General features: G+C 63.8%; 13 protein-coding genes. 5 read left to right on the forward strand and 8 right to left on the reverse strand.

The genetic code is table 11. From position 1 onward, the window contains the following. Position 1: 1 nt before the first annotated feature. From NMB43_RS13795 to aceE, 7 genes are all read right to left on the reverse strand, one after another. Entirely contained in the window at positions 2-742 is a 741-nt protein-coding gene (locus NMB43_RS13795; protein ID WP_494348739.1) for a proteasome-type protease, read from the reverse strand. Between the two features lie 58 nt (positions 743-800). Continuing rightward, positions 801-1,742: an alpha-E domain-containing protein gene (locus tag NMB43_RS13800; protein WP_494348740.1), complete on the reverse strand. Its 942-nt coding sequence runs from the start codon at positions 1,740-1,742 to the stop codon at positions 801-803. A gap of 13 nt (positions 1,743-1,755) precedes the next feature. Then, entirely contained in the window at positions 1,756-3,174 is a 1,419-nt protein-coding gene (locus NMB43_RS13805; RefSeq protein WP_494348741.1) for a circularly permuted type 2 ATP-grasp protein, read from the reverse strand. A gap of 253 nt (positions 3,175-3,427) precedes the next feature. Beyond that, a complete protein-coding gene (locus tag NMB43_RS13810; protein ID WP_494348742.1) occupies positions 3,428-4,603 on the reverse strand; it encodes an acetyl-CoA C-acetyltransferase in 1,176 nt (391 codons plus the stop codon). A 234-nt stretch (positions 4,604-4,837) separates the two neighbouring features. Further along, positions 4,838-6,622, reverse strand: coding sequence for a dihydrolipoyl dehydrogenase (lpdA, locus tag NMB43_RS13815; protein WP_494348743.1), 1,785 nt, complete (start codon positions 6,620-6,622; stop codon positions 4,838-4,840). A gap of 22 nt (positions 6,623-6,644) precedes the next feature. Next, positions 6,645-8,285, reverse strand: a complete 1,641-nt coding sequence (gene aceF / locus NMB43_RS13820; RefSeq protein ID WP_494348744.1) for a dihydrolipoyllysine-residue acetyltransferase — start codon at positions 8,283-8,285, stop codon at positions 6,645-6,647. An 84-nt stretch (positions 8,286-8,369) separates the two neighbouring features. After that, complete coding sequence (aceE, locus tag NMB43_RS13825; protein WP_494348745.1) at positions 8,370-11,042, reverse strand: pyruvate dehydrogenase (acetyl-transferring), homodimeric type; 2,673 nt, start codon at positions 11,040-11,042, stop codon at positions 8,370-8,372. Between the two features lie 458 nt (positions 11,043-11,500). On the opposite strand from aceE, the gene NMB43_RS13830 reads away from it, so the two are divergent. Continuing rightward, a complete protein-coding gene (locus NMB43_RS13830; RefSeq protein ID WP_494348746.1) occupies positions 11,501-13,591 on the forward strand; it encodes a PAS domain-containing sensor histidine kinase in 2,091 nt (696 codons plus the stop codon). Continuing rightward, entirely contained in the window at positions 13,584-14,219 is a 636-nt protein-coding gene (locus tag NMB43_RS13835; protein ID WP_494352150.1) for a response regulator transcription factor, read from the forward strand. The genes NMB43_RS13830 and NMB43_RS13835 overlap by 8 nt, the downstream gene beginning before the upstream one ends. Positions 14,220-14,286: 67 nt before the next feature. On the opposite strand, the gene rlmD is transcribed toward NMB43_RS13835, so the two are convergent. Beyond that, positions 14,287-15,585, reverse strand: a complete 1,299-nt coding sequence (gene rlmD / locus NMB43_RS13840; RefSeq protein WP_494348747.1) for a 23S rRNA (uracil(1939)-C(5))-methyltransferase RlmD — start codon at positions 15,583-15,585, stop codon at positions 14,287-14,289. Positions 15,586-15,653: 68 nt separating this feature from the next. Between rlmD and NMB43_RS13845 the strand changes: the two genes are divergently transcribed. The 3 genes from NMB43_RS13845 to NMB43_RS13855 all read left to right on the forward strand — a co-directional run bounded on the left by NMB43_RS13845 (position 15,654) and on the right by NMB43_RS13855 (position 18,526). Continuing rightward, positions 15,654-16,772: a JmjC domain-containing protein gene (locus NMB43_RS13845; RefSeq protein ID WP_494348748.1), complete on the forward strand. Its 1,119-nt coding sequence runs from the start codon at positions 15,654-15,656 to the stop codon at positions 16,770-16,772. 146 nt (positions 16,773-16,918) lie between these two features. Further along, positions 16,919-17,143: a hypothetical protein gene (locus NMB43_RS13850; RefSeq protein WP_494348749.1), complete on the forward strand. Its 225-nt coding sequence runs from the start codon at positions 16,919-16,921 to the stop codon at positions 17,141-17,143. 390 nt (positions 17,144-17,533) lie between these two features. After that, positions 17,534-18,526, forward strand: coding sequence for a TRAP transporter substrate-binding protein (locus NMB43_RS13855; RefSeq protein WP_494348750.1), 993 nt, complete (start codon positions 17,534-17,536; stop codon positions 18,524-18,526). Positions 18,527-18,581: the final 55 nt, after the last annotated feature.

Below are 18,581 nucleotides of genomic sequence, written 5' to 3' on the forward strand. Positions count from 1 at the left end.
GTCAGATTCCGCTCAGCCAATCCGGCTTGGGCAGTTCGTCGAAGGCGTGCCGCAGGGACTCGCCCCAGCGCGTGCGCAGGGCCGAGAAGTAGGGATTCGTCGAGTCGATGTACTGGTGCAGGCCGACCTTGTACTCATCGCTGCGCACACACACCAGATCCAGCGGCAAGCCGACCGAGAGATTCGATTTGATCGTCGAGTCCATAGAGATCAGCGCGGACTTCACCGCGTCCTCCATCGGCATCTTGCGCGTCACGGTGCGGTCAATGATGGGCTTGCCGTACTTCGATTCGCCGATCTGGAAGTAAGTCGTCTCGGGGGTGGCCTCGATGAAGTTGCCCGCCGCATAGATCGTGAACAAGCGCGGCGCTTCGCCCTTGATCTGCCCGCCCAGGATGATGGCGGCATTGAACTCGATGTTGAATGCAGCCAGTCCCTCGGCATCGCGGTGATGAACCTCGCGCAGGGTATTGCCGACGTGGAGCGCGGCATCGAACATGTTCCGCGCGCTATAGATGCTGTCCACGTCCTCGCCAGCGTTGAGCTGCGACTTGAGGATGGACACCAGGGACTGGGTGATGGCCAGGTTGCCCGAGGTCATGAGCACCAGCACGCGCTCGCCCGGACGCTCGAAGACGAAGGTCTTGCGAAAGGTGCTGATGTGGTCGACGCCCGCGTTGGTACGCGAGTCCGACAGGAAGACGAGCCCCGCATCGAGGAGCATGCCGACGCAATAAGTCATTGTGTAGTCCAGAATCGTTGGGGAGCGCAGGCTTCTGCCCGCGCTCCTTGAGCTTAGCTCAGGCGATGGGGACGAGGAAGTCGTTGGAGATGCGGTTACCCAGGTCCGTGACCTTGCCAATGAAGCCGGTCAGGTAGTCGTGCAAGCCCTCAGCGAAGATGTCCTCGATGCGGCCGAAGCGCAGGGACGCCGCCAACTCCCCTGCCCGCCGCTCGGTCTCGCCGGAGCGCTGGTTGGACACCTGCTCCAACAGTGAATAAACCTCGTCGGTACAGCAGGCCAGTGAGCGCGGCATGTCGCGGCGCAGGATCAACAGATCCGCCACACGCGCTGGCGTGATCACATCGCGATAGACACGGCGATAGATCTCGAAGGCCGACACCGAGCGCAACATCGCGCTCCACTGGTAGTACTCGGCGGCCTCGTCGGCCTTGCTGAGCGCGCCCAGCTCGTGGAACTTCACGTCGAGGATGCGCGCCGTGCTGTCGGCCCGCTCGAGGAAGGTCCCCAGGCGGATGAAGTACACCGACTCGTCGCGCTGCATGGTGCCCACGGTGACGCCACGCGACAAATGCGAGCGGAATTTGACCCACTCGAAAAACTCACTGGCGCCGTCGCCTTCCAGCCCGGCGGCCGAGAAACTGCGCATGGCGATCCAGGTAGCGTTGGTGGTCTCCCACAACTCAGAGGTCAGCGTGCCGCGCACGGCGTGGGCGTTCTCGCGTGCCGCACGCAGGCAGCAGAATATGCTGGAAGGGTTGCTGCGTTCCAGCACCATGAAGGGGATCACCTGGTCCGGATGCAGCTTGCCGCCAGTGGACTCATACAGTTCCAGCAGGCCCATGGTGTCCAGTGCGGCACGCCATTGGCGCTCCACATCGGCAGGCGATTGCGGCAGCAGGGACATGCGGTAATTCACGTCCAGCATGCGCGCGACATTCTCGGCGCGCTCCATGTAACGGGAGAACCAGTAAAGATGGTCTGCGGTACGGCTCAGCATGTTTGGTGCTCCCTCAGTGTTCCAGTACCCAGGTGTCCTTGGTGCCGCCGCCTTGCGACGAATTCACCACCAGCGAGCCCTCCTTCAATGCCACGCGGGTCAGCCCGCCCGGCACGAAACGGATCTCTTTTCCGGACAACACAAAGGGGCGCAGGTCAATGTGGCGCGGCGCAATGCCACGCTCGACGAAAGTCGGACAAGCCGACAGCGAGAGTGTGGGCTGGGCGATGTATTTCTCGGGCGCGGCGAGGATGCGCTTGCGGAAGTCCTCGATCTGCTCCTTCGTTGAAGCCGGGCCGACCAGCATGCCGTAGCCGCCTGCGCCGTGCACCTCCTTGACCACCAGGTCGGCCAGGTTGGCCAGGGTGTAATCCAGGTCCTCCTTCTTGCGCAGCATGTAGGTCGGCACGTTGTTGAGCAGCGGCTCCTCACCGAGATAGAAACGGATCATCTCGGGCACATAGGGATAGATCGACTTGTCGTCGGCCACACCCGTCCCGATTGCATTGGCGAGCGTCACACCGCCTTCACGATAGACATCCAGCAGGCCCGGCACGCCCAGCATGGAGTCGGGCCGGAAGGCCAGCGGATCGAGGAAATCATCATCGACGCGGCGGTAGATCACGTCCACCCGCTGCGGGCCTTGCGTGGTGCGCATATAGACGTGGCCGCCGCGTACGAAGAGGTCGCGCCCCTCGACCAGCTCCACGCCCATCTGCTGGGCCAGGAAGGCGTGCTCGAAGTAGGCGCTGTTGTAGGCGCCCGGGGTCAGCACCACCACGGTCGGGTCGCTGACGCCCTGCTGCGCGACGGCACGCAGCGTGTCGAGCAGCATGTCGGGGTAATGCTCGACCGGCGCCACGCGATAGCGCGCGAAGAGCTCCGGGAAGAGCCGCATCATCATCTTGCGGTCTTCGATCATGTAGGAGACGCCGGAGGGTACGCGCAGGTTGTCCTCCAGCACGTAGTACTCGCCAGCCCCGGCGCGCACCACGTCGACACCCGCGATGTGCGCGTAGATGTCGCCCGGCACGTCGACGCCCTGCATCTCCTTGCGGTACTGGCCATTGCCCAGCACCTGCTCGCGCGGGATGTGGCCGGCCTTGAGGATTTCCTGGTCGTGGTAGATGTCGCGGATGAAGGCATTGAGCGCCTTCACGCGCTGGCGCAAGCCCGCGCCCAGCTTGGTCCACTCGTCCGCCGGAATGATGCGCGGGATGACGTCGAAGGGGATCAGTCGTTCCGTCCCCTCGGCTTCGCCATACACGGCGAAGGTGATGCCAACGCGGTGGAACAGCGCATCGGCCGCCTCTCGCTTGTCCGCCAGCCGCTGCGGCGGCATCGTGTTGAGCCATTCTGCAAACCGGGCATAGTGCGCTCGAATCTCGCCCGTGGGTTCCGACATTTCGTTGAAGAACTGCTTCACTGTCATGTGTCCCGCTCCGTTGGCTCTAGATGCCACCGGCCTCGTTGCCGGTGGATGGGGGTATCAAGCGAAAGCTATGCCACGGCTCCCGGCAAGATTTTGCCGCAGGGCGCACCAATCAGGTGAATCGTCGCCCCGAGGCCTCAGCCGTCGATTCCCCTGATTGGTGCAGGCAGCCTTGACCGGACACAGGCCATGGCACCAGCGAAAACGCCCCGCGAGGGGCGTTTTCCTTACGACAGCATCATCGTGCGCCCACTCAGCGCTCGACCGCCAGCGCGACGCCCATCCCACCGCCAATGCACAGGGTAGCCAGGCCCTTCTTGGCGTCACGACGTTGCATCTCGTGCAGCAGGCTGACCAGGACGCGTGCGCCGGAGGCGCCAATGGGGTGGCCGATGGCAATGGCGCCACCATTGACGTTCACCTTGCTGGTGTCCCAGCCCAGTTCCTTGTTGACCGCACAGGCCTGGGCGGCGAAGGCCTCGTTGGCCTCCACCAGGTCGAGTTGATCGGCCGTCCAGTTGGCCTTCTTCAGAGCCAGGCGCGTGGCCGGTGCCGGGCCGATACCCATGATGGCCGGATCGACCCCCGCCGAAGCGAAAGACTTGATGCGCGCGAGGATCGGCAGGCCCAGGGCCTTGGCCTTGCTCTCGCTCATGACCAGCACCGCGGCCGCGCCATCATTGATGCCCGAAGCGTTGCCGGCGGTCACGGTTCCCGCCTTGTCGAAGGCGGGCTTCAAGCTAGCCAGAGATTCCAGCGTGGCGCCCTGCTTGATGAACTCATCAGTGTCGAACACGATGTCGCCCTTCTTGGACGGAATCACTACCGGCACGATCTCGTCCTTGAACTTGCCCGCAGCCTGCGCGGCCTCTGCCTTGTTCTGCGAGGCGGTCGAGAAGACGTCCTGCTCCTCGCGGCTGATCTCGTATTTCTTGGCCAGGTTCTCGGCCGTGATACCCATGTGGAAGTTGTTGTACACGTCCCACAGGCCATCCACGATCATCGTATCGACCAGTTTCGCCTCACCCATGCGGAAACCATCGCGCGAGCCATTGAGCACATGGGGGCTGGCCGACATGTTCTCCTGCCCGCCGGCAATCACGATCTCGGCGTCACCGCACTGAATGGCCTGCGCCGCCAGCATCACGGCCTTGAGGCCGGAACCGCACACCTTGTTAATGGTCATGGCCGGCACGCTCTCTGGCAGACCGGCGCGAATCACCGCCTGACGCGCCGGATTCTGGCCCACCCCCGCGGTCAACACCTGGCCCAGGATCACTTCGCTGATCTGCTCACCGCTCACGCCGGTCTTGGCCAGCAGGGCTCGGATCACGGTGGCGCCCAGCTCCGCCGCTGGCACCTTGGCGAGCGAACCGCCGAACTTGCCGACGGCTGTACGTACTGCACCCACTATCACAACGTTTTCCATCACAGACTCCTGAGAGAGAGGACTTCGGGGAGAAACTGTGGCAGCCGGACAAAGACCCATCACGTCAATTGCAATAATTTGTCGCGGCGCACAACAACGCCATCTTAGCTTGATTTCACTCCTTGCACGCTCAGTAAAAGCCCCAAACACAAGCCTGGTGCACACCGTGCAGCAGACACAAAAAAAACCGGCGCAGCAAGCTGCGCCGGTTTCGATCAACAACCGCCGATTGGCTCAGCGCTTCTTGATCGGCGGCAGGTCAGTACAGGTACCTTCGAACACCTCGGCCGCCATGCCGATCGACTCACCCAACGTCGGGTGCGGGTGGATGGTCTTGCCGATATCCACCGGGTCGCAACCCATTTCGATGGCCAGCGCGATCTCGCCGATCATGTCGCCCGCGTTGGGGCCGACGATGGCGCCACCGACGATGCGGTGCGTCTCTTCGTCGAAGATCAGCTTGGTGAAGCCGTACTCGCAGCCGTTGGCAACGGCACGGCCCGACGCCGCCCACGGGAACTTGGACACGCCGATCTTGCGACCGGCCGCCTTGGCCTCCCATTCGGTGACACCCACCCAGGCCACTTCCGGCTCGGTATAAGCCACACCCGGAATGACGGATGCATCGAAGTAGGACTTCTGTCCCGCCGCCACTTCGGCCGCCACGTGTGCTTCATGCACGCCCTTGTGCGCCAGCATGGGCTGGCCCACGATGTCGCCGATGGCGAAGATGTGCGGCACGTTGGTGCGCTGCTGCTTGTCGACCGGGATGAAGCCGCGCTCATTGACGATCACGCCGGCCTTCTCGGCCGAGATCTTCTTGCCGTTCGGGCTGCGGCCCACGGCCACCAGTACGAGGTCGTACTTCTGCTCGTCGGCCGGCGCCTGCTCACCCTCGAACTTGACCAGCAGACCGTCCGGACGCACCGTGAGGCCCACCGTCTTGGTCTTCAGCATGATCTTGTCGAAGCGGTGCAGGTTTTCCTTCTCCCACACCTTGACCAGGTCGCGGTCCGCACCCGGCATCAGGCCATCGCCCATTTCGACCACGTCGATACGCGCACCCAGCGTGGAGTACACCGTCGCCATCTCAAGGCCGATGATGCCGCCGCCGACGACCAGCATGCGCTTGGGCACGCTGCGCAGTTCCAGTGCGCCGGTGGAGTCGACGATGCGCGGGTCTTCCGGGAAGAAGGGCAGCTTCACCGCCTGTGAACCCGCGGCAATGATGGCCTTCTGGAAGCGGATGACCTTCTTCTCGCCGGTGCGTTCCTGACCGCTGCCGCCGGTGACCTCGACTTCCAGGTGATAAGCATCCAGGAAGTTGCCGTAGCCGCGCACGACCTCTACCTTGCGCGCCTTGGCCATGCCGGCGAGGCCGGTGTTCATCTTGCCGATGACCTTTTCCTTGTGCGCACGCAGGCGATCAATGTCGATCTTTGGCGCATCGAAGGCCACGCCCACATTGGCGAAGTGCGAGGCTTCGTCAATCACGTTGGCGACGTGCAGCAGCGCCTTGGACGGAATGCAGCCCACGTTCAGGCACACGCCACCCAGGGTGGCGTAACGCTCGACCAACACCGTCTTCATCCCCAGGTCAGCGGAGCGGAAGGCGGCGGAGTAACCCCCGGGGCCAGCACCCAGCACCAGCATTTCGCATTCGACGTCGACCTTGCCGCTGTAGCTGCCAGCAGTCGGCGCCACGGCGGGCGCCGCCGGTGCGCTTGGCGCCGGGGCTGCAGCGGCGGCAGGCGCTTCGGCCTTCGCTGCGGGGGCCGAGACGGCATCCAGCATCAGCAGCACGGCGCCCTCGGCCACGCGGTCGCCGACCTTCACCAGCACCTGCTTGACGGTGCCGGCCGCGGTCGACGGCACTTCCATGGTCGCCTTATCGGACTCCAGGGTCGCGATCGGATCATCGACATTGAGCGTGTCGCCCGGCTTCACGAACACTTCGATCACCGGCACGTCCTTGAAGTCCCCGATGTCGGGAACCTTCACTTCAATCATTTGGCTCATCTTCTATCGCTCTCCGTCAGACTCAGAGCAGCACGCGGCGGAAATCCTGCAGCACGCCGGCGAAATAGGTGTTGAAGCGCGCGGCTTCAGCACCGTCGATCACGCGGTGGTCCCAGGACAGCGACAGCGGCAGGATCAGGCGCGGCACGAATTGCTTGCCGTCCCACACCGGCTTGGTAGCCGACTTGCAGACGCCCATGATCGCCACTTCCGGCGCGTTGATGATCGGCGTGAAGTAGGTACCGCCGATGCCGCCCAGCGAGCTGATCGAGAAGCAGCCACCCTGCATCTGGTCGGGCTTGAGCTTGCCGTCGCGCGCCAGTTTGGCCAGGTCGCCCATTTCCTTGGCGATCTCGATGACGCCCTTCTTGTCCGCATCGCGGATCACCGGCACGACCAGGCCGTTCGGCGTGTCTGCCGCGAAACCGATGTGGTAGTACTTCTTGAGGATCAGGTTGTCGCCATCGAGCGAGGCATTGAAGGTCGGGAACTTCTTCAGCGCCGCGACCGCCGCCTTGATCATGAACGCGAGCATGGTGAGCTTGGTGCCGCTCTTCTCCAGCTCCTTGTTCATCTGCACGCGGAAGGCTTCCAGGTCGGTGATGTCAGCGTCATCATGGTTGGTGACGTGCGGGATGACCACCCAGTTGCGATGCAGGTTGGCACCCGAGATCTTCTTGATGCGCGACAGCGGCTGCGATTCGATGCCGCCGAACTTGCTGAAGTCGACCTTGGGCCAGGGCAGCACGGTGAGGCCGCCGAGATTGCCGCCGGCTGCCGTGCCGACCGGGGTTGCACCCGCGCCGGACGCCACTTGGGCCATCACGCCCTTGACGAAGTTCTGCACATCTTCCTGCAGGATGCGGCCCTTGGGGCCGGTCGCCGGCACCAGGGTGATGTCGACACCCAGTTCGCGCGCAAAGCGACGCACGGCCGGGCTGGCGTGTGCCGCCTTGCCGGCCGGTGCGGTCGCCACCGGCGCAGCGACGGGCGCCGCGGCCGGTGCCGAAACAGCCGCCGGCGCAGGAGCCGCAGCGGCTGGAGCCGGGGCGGGAGCGGCAGCAGGCGCGGCGGCGCCGGAGACGGCACCTTCCACCACGATCAGCACCGCACCTTCGGCGACACGGTCACCGACCTTCACGCGCAGTTCCTTGATCACGCCGGCCGCCGTCGAGGGCACGTCCATCGTGGCCTTGTCGGACTCCAGCGTGGCGATGGCGTCATCGACCTTGATCGTGTCGCCGACCTTCACATGCAGTTCGATGATCGGCACGTCCTTGTAGTCGCCGATATCGGGCACTTTCACTTCGATGGCGCCAACGGCGGCAGGCGCAGCCGCCACGGGCGCTGGCGCGGCGGCAGGGGCCGGCGCAGCAGCGGGCGCCGAGGCTGCGGCAGCCGGAGCCGGAACGGCTGCGGCACCGGCGGCCTCCACCACGACCACCACAGCACCTTCGCCCACGCGGTCGCCGACCTTGACCTTCACTTCCTTGACCACACCGGCGGCCGAAGACGGCACTTCCATCGTGGCCTTGTCGGACTCCAGCGTCACAAGCGCGTCGTCCACCTTGATCGTGTCGCCGACCTTCACGAACACCTCGATCACCGGCACGTCCTGGAAATCGCCGATGTCGGGCACTTTAACTTCGATGAGCTGACTCATTGTCTTTTCCTCAAGTGATGGGTGATGGTTGAGCAGTGATGCGCCGGTCGGCAGACCGGCGCATCACGTGTCACGCATCACTTGTCACGCATGCAGGGGATTCGGCTTGTTCGGGTCGATGCCGTACTTGACCATCGCGGCGGCAACCTTTTCCTTCTCGATCTTGCCGTCGGCGGCCAGGGCGGACAGGGCCGCCACGGTGACCCAGCGACGGTCGACCTCGAAGTGGTTGCGCAGCGCTTCGCGCGTATCGGAGCGACCGAAGCCGTCGCAGCCCAGCACCACGTACTTGTTGGGCACGTAGGGACGGATCTGCTCGGCATACAGGCGGATGTAGTCGGTCGCCACGACGACCGGGCCCTGCGTGCCCTTGAGCTTGGCTTCCACGTGCGAAACGCGCGGCGTGTCCAGCGGATGCAGCATGTTCCAGCGCGCCACGTCCTGACCATCACGGGCCAGTTCGTTGAAGCTGGGTGCGCCCCAGATGTCGGCTTCGACACCCCAGTCTGCCTTGAGCAGATCGGCGGCCGCGATGACTTCGCGGAAGATCGTGCCCGAGCCCATCAGTTGCACGCGCGGGCCCTTGCTCTTGCCACCATCCTTGAACTTGTAGAGACCCTTGACGATGTCCTGCTCGACGCCTGCCGGCATCTCGGGGTGCTCGTAGTTCTCGTTCATGACGGTGATGTAGTAGTACACATCCTCCTGGTCCTGGTACATGCGACGCAGGCCGTCCTGGAAGATCACCGCCAGTTCGAACGAGAAGGTCGGGTCGTAGCTGATGCAGTTCGGGATGGTGTGCGCCAGCACGTGCGAGTGGCCATCCTCGTGCTGCAGGCCTTCGCCGTTCAGCGTGGTACGGCCGGCCGTGCCGCCGATCAGGAAGCCACGGGCACGCGAGTCACCCGCAGCCCAGCACAGGTCCATCGTGCGCTGCAGGCCGAACATCGAGTAGAAGATGTAGAACGGAATCATCGGCACGCCGTGCACCGAGTAGGCCGTCGCCGCAGCCAGCCAGTCAGCCATGGCGCCGGCTTCGTTGATGCCGTCCTGCATGATCTGGCCGTCCTTGACCTCCTTGTAGAACATGAGCTGGTCATGGTCTTGCGGGATGTACTTCTGGCCTTCCTGGTTCCAGATGCCGTACTGGCGGAACATGCCTTCCATGCCGAAGGTGCGCGACTCGTCGACCACGATGGGCACGACGTACTTGCCGATCGCCTTGTCCTTCAACAGGATGTTGAACATGCGCACGATGGCCTGGGTGGAGGAAATCTCACGCCCTTCGCCGGAATACTTCAGCAGTGCATCGAAGGCTTCCAGCTTCGGCACTTCCAACGACTCGGCCTTGCGGCGACGCGCCGGCAGGTAGCCGCCCAGATCCATGCGGCGGGCGCGCATGTAGTTCAGTTCGGGCGAGCCCTCTTCGAACTTGATGTAGGGCATCTCTTCCAGCTTGTCGTCGGAGACGGGGATGTGGAAACGGTCGCGGAAGGCACGCAGCGCGTCCAGCGACATCTTCTTCTGCTGGTGGCTGATGTTCTGCGCCTCGCCCGACTCGCCCATGCCGAAGCCCTTGATGGTCTTGGCCAGGATCAGGGTCGGCTGGCCCTTGGTCTCGACCGCCGTCTTGTAGGCCGCGAAGACCTTGAACAGGTCATGGCCGCCACGGTTGAGCTTCCAGATGTCATCGTCAGTCCAGTCGGCAACCAGCTCCTTCAGCTCGGGCGAGTTGAAGAAATGCTCGCGCACGTAGGCCCCGTTCTTCGACTTGAAGGTCTGGTACTCGCCGTCGACGACTTCGAGCATGCGCTTCTTCAGCAGGCCCTTCTTGTCGCGTGCGAACAGGGCATCCCAATGCGAGCCCCAGATCAGCTTGATCACGTTCCAGCCGGCGCCACGGAATTCGGCTTCCAGTTCCTGGATGATCTTGCCGTTGCCGCGCACCGGGCCATCCAGGCGCTGCAGGTTGCAGTTGATGACGAACACGAGGTTGTCGAGCTTCTCGCGGCCGGCCACGCCGATCGCGCCCATGGACTCGACTTCGTCCATCTCGCCATCACCCATGAAGGCCCACACCTTGCGGTTGTCGGTCTTCGACACGCCGCGGTCCTGCAGGTACTTCATGAAGCGGGCCTGGTAGATCGCCTGCAGCGGACCCAAGCCCATCGAGACGGTCGGGAACTGCCAGAAGTCCGGCATCAGCCAGGGGTGCGGATAGGACGACAGGCCCTTGCCCGAAGTCTCCTGGCGGAAGCTGTCCAGTTGCTCCTCGGTCAGGCGTCCAAGCAGGAAGGCGCGCGCGTAGATGCCGGGAATCGAGTGACCCTGGAAGAAGATCAGGTCGCCTTCATGCCCCTCGTGCGGCGCATTCCAGAACCAGTTGAAGCCCACGTCATACAGCGTGGCAGAAGAAGCATAGGAGGCAATGTGGCCACCCACGTTGGTGTGCTTGTTGGCGCGCACCACCATGGCCATGGCATTCCAGCGCAGGTAGGCCTGGATGCGCTGCTCGATCTCCGGGTCCCCCGGATAGTTCGGCTGCTCGGCAGTCGTGATGGTGTTGAGGTACAGCGTATTGGCGCTGTAGGGAATCAGCAGACCCTCGTCGCGGGCATCGTCGATCAGACGCTCGATGAGGTAACGGGCGCGCTCCGGACCTTCGTGCTTGATCACTCCGTCCAGCGCTTCCAACCATTCCTGGGTTTCCCGCGCGTCCGGATCGGACTGCAGGAGCACATGGGGCAATGCCGCCATCTTGCTTCTCCTAGCTCTCAGTTATCAGGATCACCGTGATCGGGGCAAGCACGGTGAGGGCTGCTGCAACGACACGCGCCGGGGGAGTGGAGCGTTCGTCGGGATTCCACGACGTTCAACTGCGCGGGTCAGGTAATGCCCGCGCGCTTCGAGCCTCGAACTTAGCCCAAACCGCGCCAGGCAATAAACCCGTCGATTTCACTATATAAAATAGTTACTCACATTATGCAACAACAACGCTCGCGCGGAAAAGTGAAAATAGCTTGGGAATCAGCATGTTGCGCTGCACAACGGCGACAAGCCTGTCTGCCCGCTCCTTTTCCGGGCGCACCGCGCGCGCCGTGCGAGCCTGCGCAAAGCCGCGCCCACGCTAGGGTTAGACCCGATGACGTGCTTGTGCGGCGGCCCAGAAAATCGGAACATCGGTTCGTCGAACCGCACATACAAACATCCCCCTTATGGCTGTAACTGCCTTGCAGGATCGAACGGGTGCCAACGCCCGTCGCTGGCGGCCGCTGATTCATGTCGGCCTGGGTGCCGTGCTGGCCATCGCGCTCATTTCCTTCGGCACCCTGCCCTTCCACCTGCTGGGCCAGACCGGCTTGAACTTCATGGCCATCCTGATCCTCGGCAGCGTGCTGGGCATCTCGGCCTGGACCCTGTGGGTCACGCGCGAGCACAACCTGCGCGCCGAAGCCGCAGAAGGCGAGTTGGAACAGATCATCTCGCTGTCGCTGGACCTGCTGTGCGTGATCTCACTGGATGGCCGCTTCCGCCGCACCAATCCGGCCTTCCTGAATGTGCTGGGCCAGAAGCCGGACAATCTGATTGAGAAGTCGATCACCGACATCGTGATCCCGGAAGACATTCACATCGTGGTGGCGCAGCTCAAGTCGCTGGCCCAGGGATGGCCCACCAGCTTCGAGGTGCGCTGCCGCTGCGGCGACGGCACCTTCAAGTGGATGTCGTGGAGCGCCAACCCGGTACCGGCGCGTCGCCTCATCTACGCTGTGGCGCACGACATCTCGGGGCGCAAGGCCATTGAGGAAGCCTTGCGCGCTGAATCGGCCTTCCGCCGCGCGATGGAGGAATCCGTGTCCACCGGCCTGCAGGCCATGGACATGAAGGGCCGCATCATCTACGTGAACCGGGCCTTCTGTGACATGGTGGGCCTGCCGCCCGAAAAGATGATCGGCGCCGACCCGCCCTTCCCCTACTGGCCGCGCGAAGACCTACAACTGCACTGGCAGTACCTGGCGCGCAGCCTGTCCGGACAAGCCCCCAAGGACGGCTTCGAGGTCCGCATCCAGAACAAGGACGGGCGCCTCGCCGATGTGCGCTGGACCATCTCGCCGCTGATCGACAACCTGGGCGTGCAGACGGGCTGGATGTCCTCGATGGCCGACATCACCGACTCACGCCGCGCCCGCGCCGAACTGGAAGCCGCCTACGACCGCTTCACCGCGGTGCTGGACGGCCTGGACGCCGCCGTGTCGGTGCTCGACGTAAAGTCCGGCGAGCTGCTGTATGCCAACCGCGCCTTCCATGACGACGACGAGGGGCACCTGGTCGGCCACAACGCGCTGGACCTGCTCGCCAACCGCCACCCCGGTGCCGCGCCGGACCCCGACCTCGCCGCCCTGCGCCCGGAAGAACTGCCACGCGAACTCTACGATGGCGAACTGCGTCACGCCTCCGGCCGCTGGTACCACGTGCGCGAGCGCGCCACGCGCTGGGTCGACGGACGCATCGTGCGCCTGGTGGTCGCCACCGACATCACCGACCTCAAGCGCATCGAAGACCTCAACCGCGAGCAGGAGGCCCGCCTGGCGCGAACCTCACGCCTGGTGACCATGGGCGAGATGGCGTCCACGCTGGCCCACGAACTGAACCAGCCGCTGTCAGCCATCGCCAACTACAGCAAGGGTTGCGTCAACCGGCTGCAGAGCGGCAGCTACCGGCATGAGGACATTCTCGGTGCGATGGAAAAAGCCAATGCGCAGGCCGCGCGCGCCGGCCTGATCGTGCGCCGGGTGCGCGACTTCGTGCGCAAGAGTGAGCCCAAGCGCAGCGGCGTAAGCCTGGCCGAGATCACCGAGGACGCCCTGGGTATTGCCGAGATCGAAGCGCGTCGCCTCGGCGTGCGCATCGACGCCCGCATCGGCGCCGAACTGCCGCTGGTCTATGCCGACCGCATCCAGGTCGAACAGGTGCTGCTGAACCTGATCAAGAACGCGGCCGAGGCCGAGCACGGCCAGCCCCAGGAGCGACGCGTGGTGAGCCTGACGGCCGAGTGCAAGGACGGCATGGTCGAAGTCGCCGTCACCGACTTCGGCCACGGCATCGCCGACAAGGACCGCGAGCACCTTTTCTCCGCCTTCTTCACCACCAAGCAGGAAGGCATGGGGATGGGCCTCAACATCTGTCGCTCCATCATTGAATTCCATAACGGCCGGCTCTGGGTTGACCCGAACCCGGCCGGAGGTTGTATCTTCCGCTTTACGCTTCCGTTGGAGACCCATCTTGAGCAACAACCTGTTGATGCCTGAAGGCGTGGACCCGGACCAACTGGTGCACATCATCGATGATGACGATGCGCTGCGCGATTCGCTGGAATGGCTGCTCGAATCCACCGGGCTGAAGGTCGCCTCCTACCCTTCGGCGGAAGCCTTCCTGGGTGCCTACAACGCCGACATGCGCGGCTGCCTGGTACTGGATATCCGCATGCCCGGCATGAGCGGGCTTGAACTGCACGAGAAACTCAAGGCCCAGCACTCCACGCTGCCGGTGATCTTCATCACTGGCCACGGCGACGTACCCATGGCCGTCTCAGCCCTCAAGAAAGGCGCCTTCGACTTCATCGAGAAGCCCTTCCACGACCAGGACATGCTGAACCTCATCAGCCAGTGCCTGGCACGCGAAAAGGCCGACCGCGCCCACGCCCGCCAGGGCGCCGACGCCCAGCGCCGCATCGAGGGCCTGACCCCACGCGAGCGCGAGGTGCTGGAACTGATCGTGGCCGGCCGGCTCAACAAGCAGATTGCCGACGAACTGGGCATCAGCATCAAGACGGTGGAAGTGCACCGCGCCCGCGTGATGGAGAAGATGGGTGCCAACTCGCTGGCCGAGCTGGTGCAGCACGTGCTGCTGACCAAGAACGAGGCGGCCGAGCACTGAAGTTTCGCCTCCGACGCAGCAAAAAGGGCGACCACGGTCGCCCTTTTTGTTTGCCACCCGCTCGATTTCAATCGCGCTCGAACAGCGCCACCGATTCGACGTGTGAGGTATGCGGGAACATGTTGGCCACACCGGCGCGCTTGAGGCGGTAGCCCTTGCTGTGCACCAGGATGGCTGCGTCGCGGGCCAGGGTCGCCGGGTTGCAGGAGACATAGACGATGCGGCGCGGCGAGGCCTCGTCGAGCGCCTTGACCACTGCGATCGCACCGTCGCGCGGCGGGTCGACCAACATCTTGTCCAGCGGTCCCAGCGCACGCAGGCTCTGCGGCGTCGCCTCGAACAGGTTGGCCACCTCGAAGCGACAGGCCGCCGCCAACCCATTGGCCTGCGCGTTCTCACCAGCCCGCCGCGTCAGCACACCACTCCCCTCCACGCCCACCACCTTGGCGCCACTGCGTGCGATGGGCAGGGTGAAGTTGCCCAGGCCGCAGAACAGGTCGGCAATGCGCTCGCCGGGGCGCGGGTCCAGCATCTGCAGCGCACGCCGGATCAGCAGGCGGTTGGTATGTACGTTGACCTGGGTGAAATCGGTCGGTTTGAAACGCAGTTGCACGCCGAATTCGGGCAAGGAGTAAGTCAGGTAGGGTGACTCGCCCGTACGCAGCGGATGCGCCGAGTCCGGCCCGCCGGGTTGGGCCCACATCGACACTCCGTGCTGCTCGCCAAAGGCCAGCAGCTTGCGTTCATCCTGCTTGCTCAGCGGCAACAGATGACGCAGGACCAGGACCGTGCGGTCGTCACCGACCGCCATCTCGATCTGCGGCAGGCGGTCCGGCGCCGACAGGCTCTCGACCAGTCCGCGCAGGGGCACCAGCAGCTCTGACACCTGCCGTGGCAGCACTTCGCAGGAGCGCAGATCGGCGATGTAGCTGCTTTTCTTCTCATGAAAACCGATCAGCACCCCGCCCTTGCTGGGCACCATGCGCACCGCCAGCCGGGCTCGGAAGCGATAGCCCCAGGTCGGCCCGTAGATCGGCGCGTCCATGCTCTCCGGGCGCAACCGTGCGATATGCGCGAACGCATCCTCCAGCACCCGCTGCTTGGCGGCGACCTGGGAACCGATCTCCACATGCTGCATGGTGCACCCGCCACACATGCCGTAGTGCGGGCAGGCCGGCGCGGCACGCTGGGACGAGGCGTGGAGGATCTGCGTCGCCGTCGCCTGCTCAAAGTTGGGCTTGCGGCGGTAACTGGAGTACTCCACCCGCTCGCGCGGCAGGGCGCCCTCGATGAAGATCGCCTTGCCCTCCACACGGGCCACGCCGCGACCTTCGTGGTCCAGCGATTCGATGGTCGCGATGGGCATGGGATACTCCTGTCGGCCTGCCGGGGAAAAAGCCGGCGATTGTAGCTTCCAGAGAGAAAAAACGCGAAATGATTCAGACACTTCTGGGCGGCATCACGGCGCAGGAATTCCTCGCCGAGTACTGGCACAAGCGCCCCCTGCTGGTCCGCCAGGCCGTTCCGGGCTTCAACGGCCTGGTCAGCCCGGCCGAGATCCGCGAACTGGCCTGCCACGAGGACACGGAATCCCGCCTGATCCGCCATGACGCACAAGGCGCCTGGCAACTCACGCATGGCCCGCTGGGCCGGCGCGATTTCCCCAAGTCCGGCCCGTGGACGGTACTGGTGCAGGGCTTGAATCTGCTGCGCGACGACGCCGATGCGCTGCTGCGCCGCTTCGACTTCCTGCCCTACGCCCGCCTGGACGACCTGATGGTGTCCTACGCCACCGACGGCGGAGGCGTCGGCCCGCATTTCGACTCCTACGACGTGTTCCTGCTGCAAGGCCAGGGCCGGCGCCGCTGGCGCATCGGTGCGCAGCGCGACCTCGCGCTGGTGGAAGACGCCCCGCTGAAGATCCTCAAGCACTTCAAACCCAGCCAGGAATGGGTGCTGGAGCCTGGCGACATGCTCTACCTGCCGCCGCGCTACGCCCATGACGGGGTGGCGATTGGCGAATGCACGACTTATTCGATCGGTTTCCGCGCGCCGGCCGCGCGCGAACTGGTCGTCGAATTTCTGTACTACCTGGAACAGAAGCTGGAGCCTGCGGGCCGGTACGCCGATCCGGACCTGGCTTTCAGCAGGCAACCGGCGCAAATCTCCGACCAGATGATCGAGCGCGTGGGCGACATGCTGGAGGCCATCCGCTGGTCACGCCAGGACGTGTTGCGCTTCCTCGGCGAGTACCTGTCCGAGCCCAAGCCGCAGGTTTATTTCGATCCACCCGAGCATACGCCGGGGCTGGCGGCGTTCCGCAAGGCGGCGGCACGGCACGGACTCAGGCTCGACCGGCGCAGCCAGTTGCTCTACCGCGGCAAGCTGTTCTTTATCAATGGCGAGCAGGTCAGCGCCGTGGCCAATGCCGCCATCCTGCGCCAACTGGCCAACAGCCGGCGGCTGCCGCCGGCATGCCCGCTCGACGACGCCACGCTGGCGCTCCTCCATGCCTGGCATGGCGACGGGTTCCTCATCCTGGATAAGGGATAATGCCAGCATGTTGTACCTAATGACTTTTTTCTGATCCGATCGCTATAATTATGAGTCGGCCGAAAGCAAGAAGCTTGGTCGGTCCGATCGGAAAGACAAATTTGCTCACCGCTCGTATTACTGCTCATTTCGCAAGGAAACCAAAAATGAAACAATCTCTCCTCGTCGCTGCCCTGATCGCTCTGGCCGTCTCCGCTTGCGGCAAGAAGGAAGAGCCGGCTCCCGCCGTCGAAGCGCCGGCTGCTGCTCCTGCTGCTGTCGAAGCTTCCGCTCCGGCTGCTGATATGTCCGCTCCGGCTGCCGACATGTCCGCTCCCGCTGCCGATATGTCCGCTCCGGCTGCCGACGCTTCGGCCGCCGCTGGCAAGTAATTTGCCCGAGCTGAGAGTGCAAAAAAGCCGGCCTTCGTGGCCGGCTTTTTTTCGCCTGTTTTTCCCTTGTCCTTCCCCTCCCCCTTCCCTTCTTCTCTGCACGGCCGGCCTGGCCTGGACGCCAGATTGCCTACGCGACTCCCTCTCCCACCTGCCAAGTTGAGGCATGACAAGCGCCACGCATTTGTCGCCTGTGTGCTAGCGGAAACCCCAATAGGAAGTGGCCTGACAACTTGTAGCATCGGTCCCGCACCAGCCGGCGGAGACGCTCGGACAGCCTGCGCCTGCAGTTGCCAGACGAAACGCGTGATGGCACCCACCGCCCGCCGTGAGATTGCGTAGCCAGGGCTCATCCCGAACCCCGGGCACGATTCAGAGGAGGAAGACTTGATGAACAAAAAAGTTCACGCAGTAGTCGTCTCTTTGTTGCTTGCTGCCGGCATCTCGGCTGCCCAGGCACAGAAAGTGGTGGAGATGAAGCTGGGGCACTTCGGCCCGGAAAACCACCCTGCCACCGTTGCCGCCAAGCAGTTTGCCGACAATGTGTCCAAGCGCACCAACGGCGCGATCAAGGTCACTGTCTATCCCAACAATGCCCTGGGCAACCCCCCCGAGGTGCTGGAGCAGGCCATCATGGGTGTGATCGACATGAGCCTGTCGGGCCAGGACCAGTTGGCCAAGCATGTAAAACTGTTCGACACCGCCGGCATCCCGTTCGCCTTCAAGGACTATGCGATGGCCGACAAGGTGCTGGATGGTGACTTCAAGAAATGGGCTGCGCCTGAGCTGGAGAAGATTGGTCTCGTCTATCTATCGAGCTGGGAATGGGGATTCCGTCAGATCACCAATTCCAAGCGTCCGATCATGAAGCCGGAAGACCTCAAGGGGCTCAAGATCCGCACCCCTCCGGCCCTGACCTATCAGGCCACCATCGACGCGCTGGGTGGTCAGGTGCAGACCATTGGTTTCTCCGAGCTGGTGATGGCCATGCGCACGGGCGTGGTCGACGGTCAGGAGAACCCGATCGCGGTGATCTACGACCTGAAACTGTACGAGTCACAGAAGTACATCTCGATGGTGAACTACACCTACAGCTCGATGACGCACGTGATGTCCAAGAAGGTTTGGGACGGTTTGAGCAAGGAGCAGCAGGCGATCATCCGCGAGGAGTCGGACAGTTCCAGCAAGCTGATGCGCAAACTGGTACGCGACAACGAGGCGAAACAGATCGACGAGATGAAGAAGCTGGGCGTGCAGATCGCCACGCCCGACCTTGGCCCCTTCAAGGCGGCCATGGGGCCGGCCTACGCCAAGATCAAGGCGAACGTGGGTGAGGCCAACTTCAAGACCTTCATGGACATGGTCGAAAAGAACAGCAAGTAAGCATCAAGGGGCGCTCCACGGAGCGCCCTTCTTGCATCGCCCTGCGACCTGTGAG

The organism is Uliginosibacterium sangjuense (genome assembly GCF_059132465.1).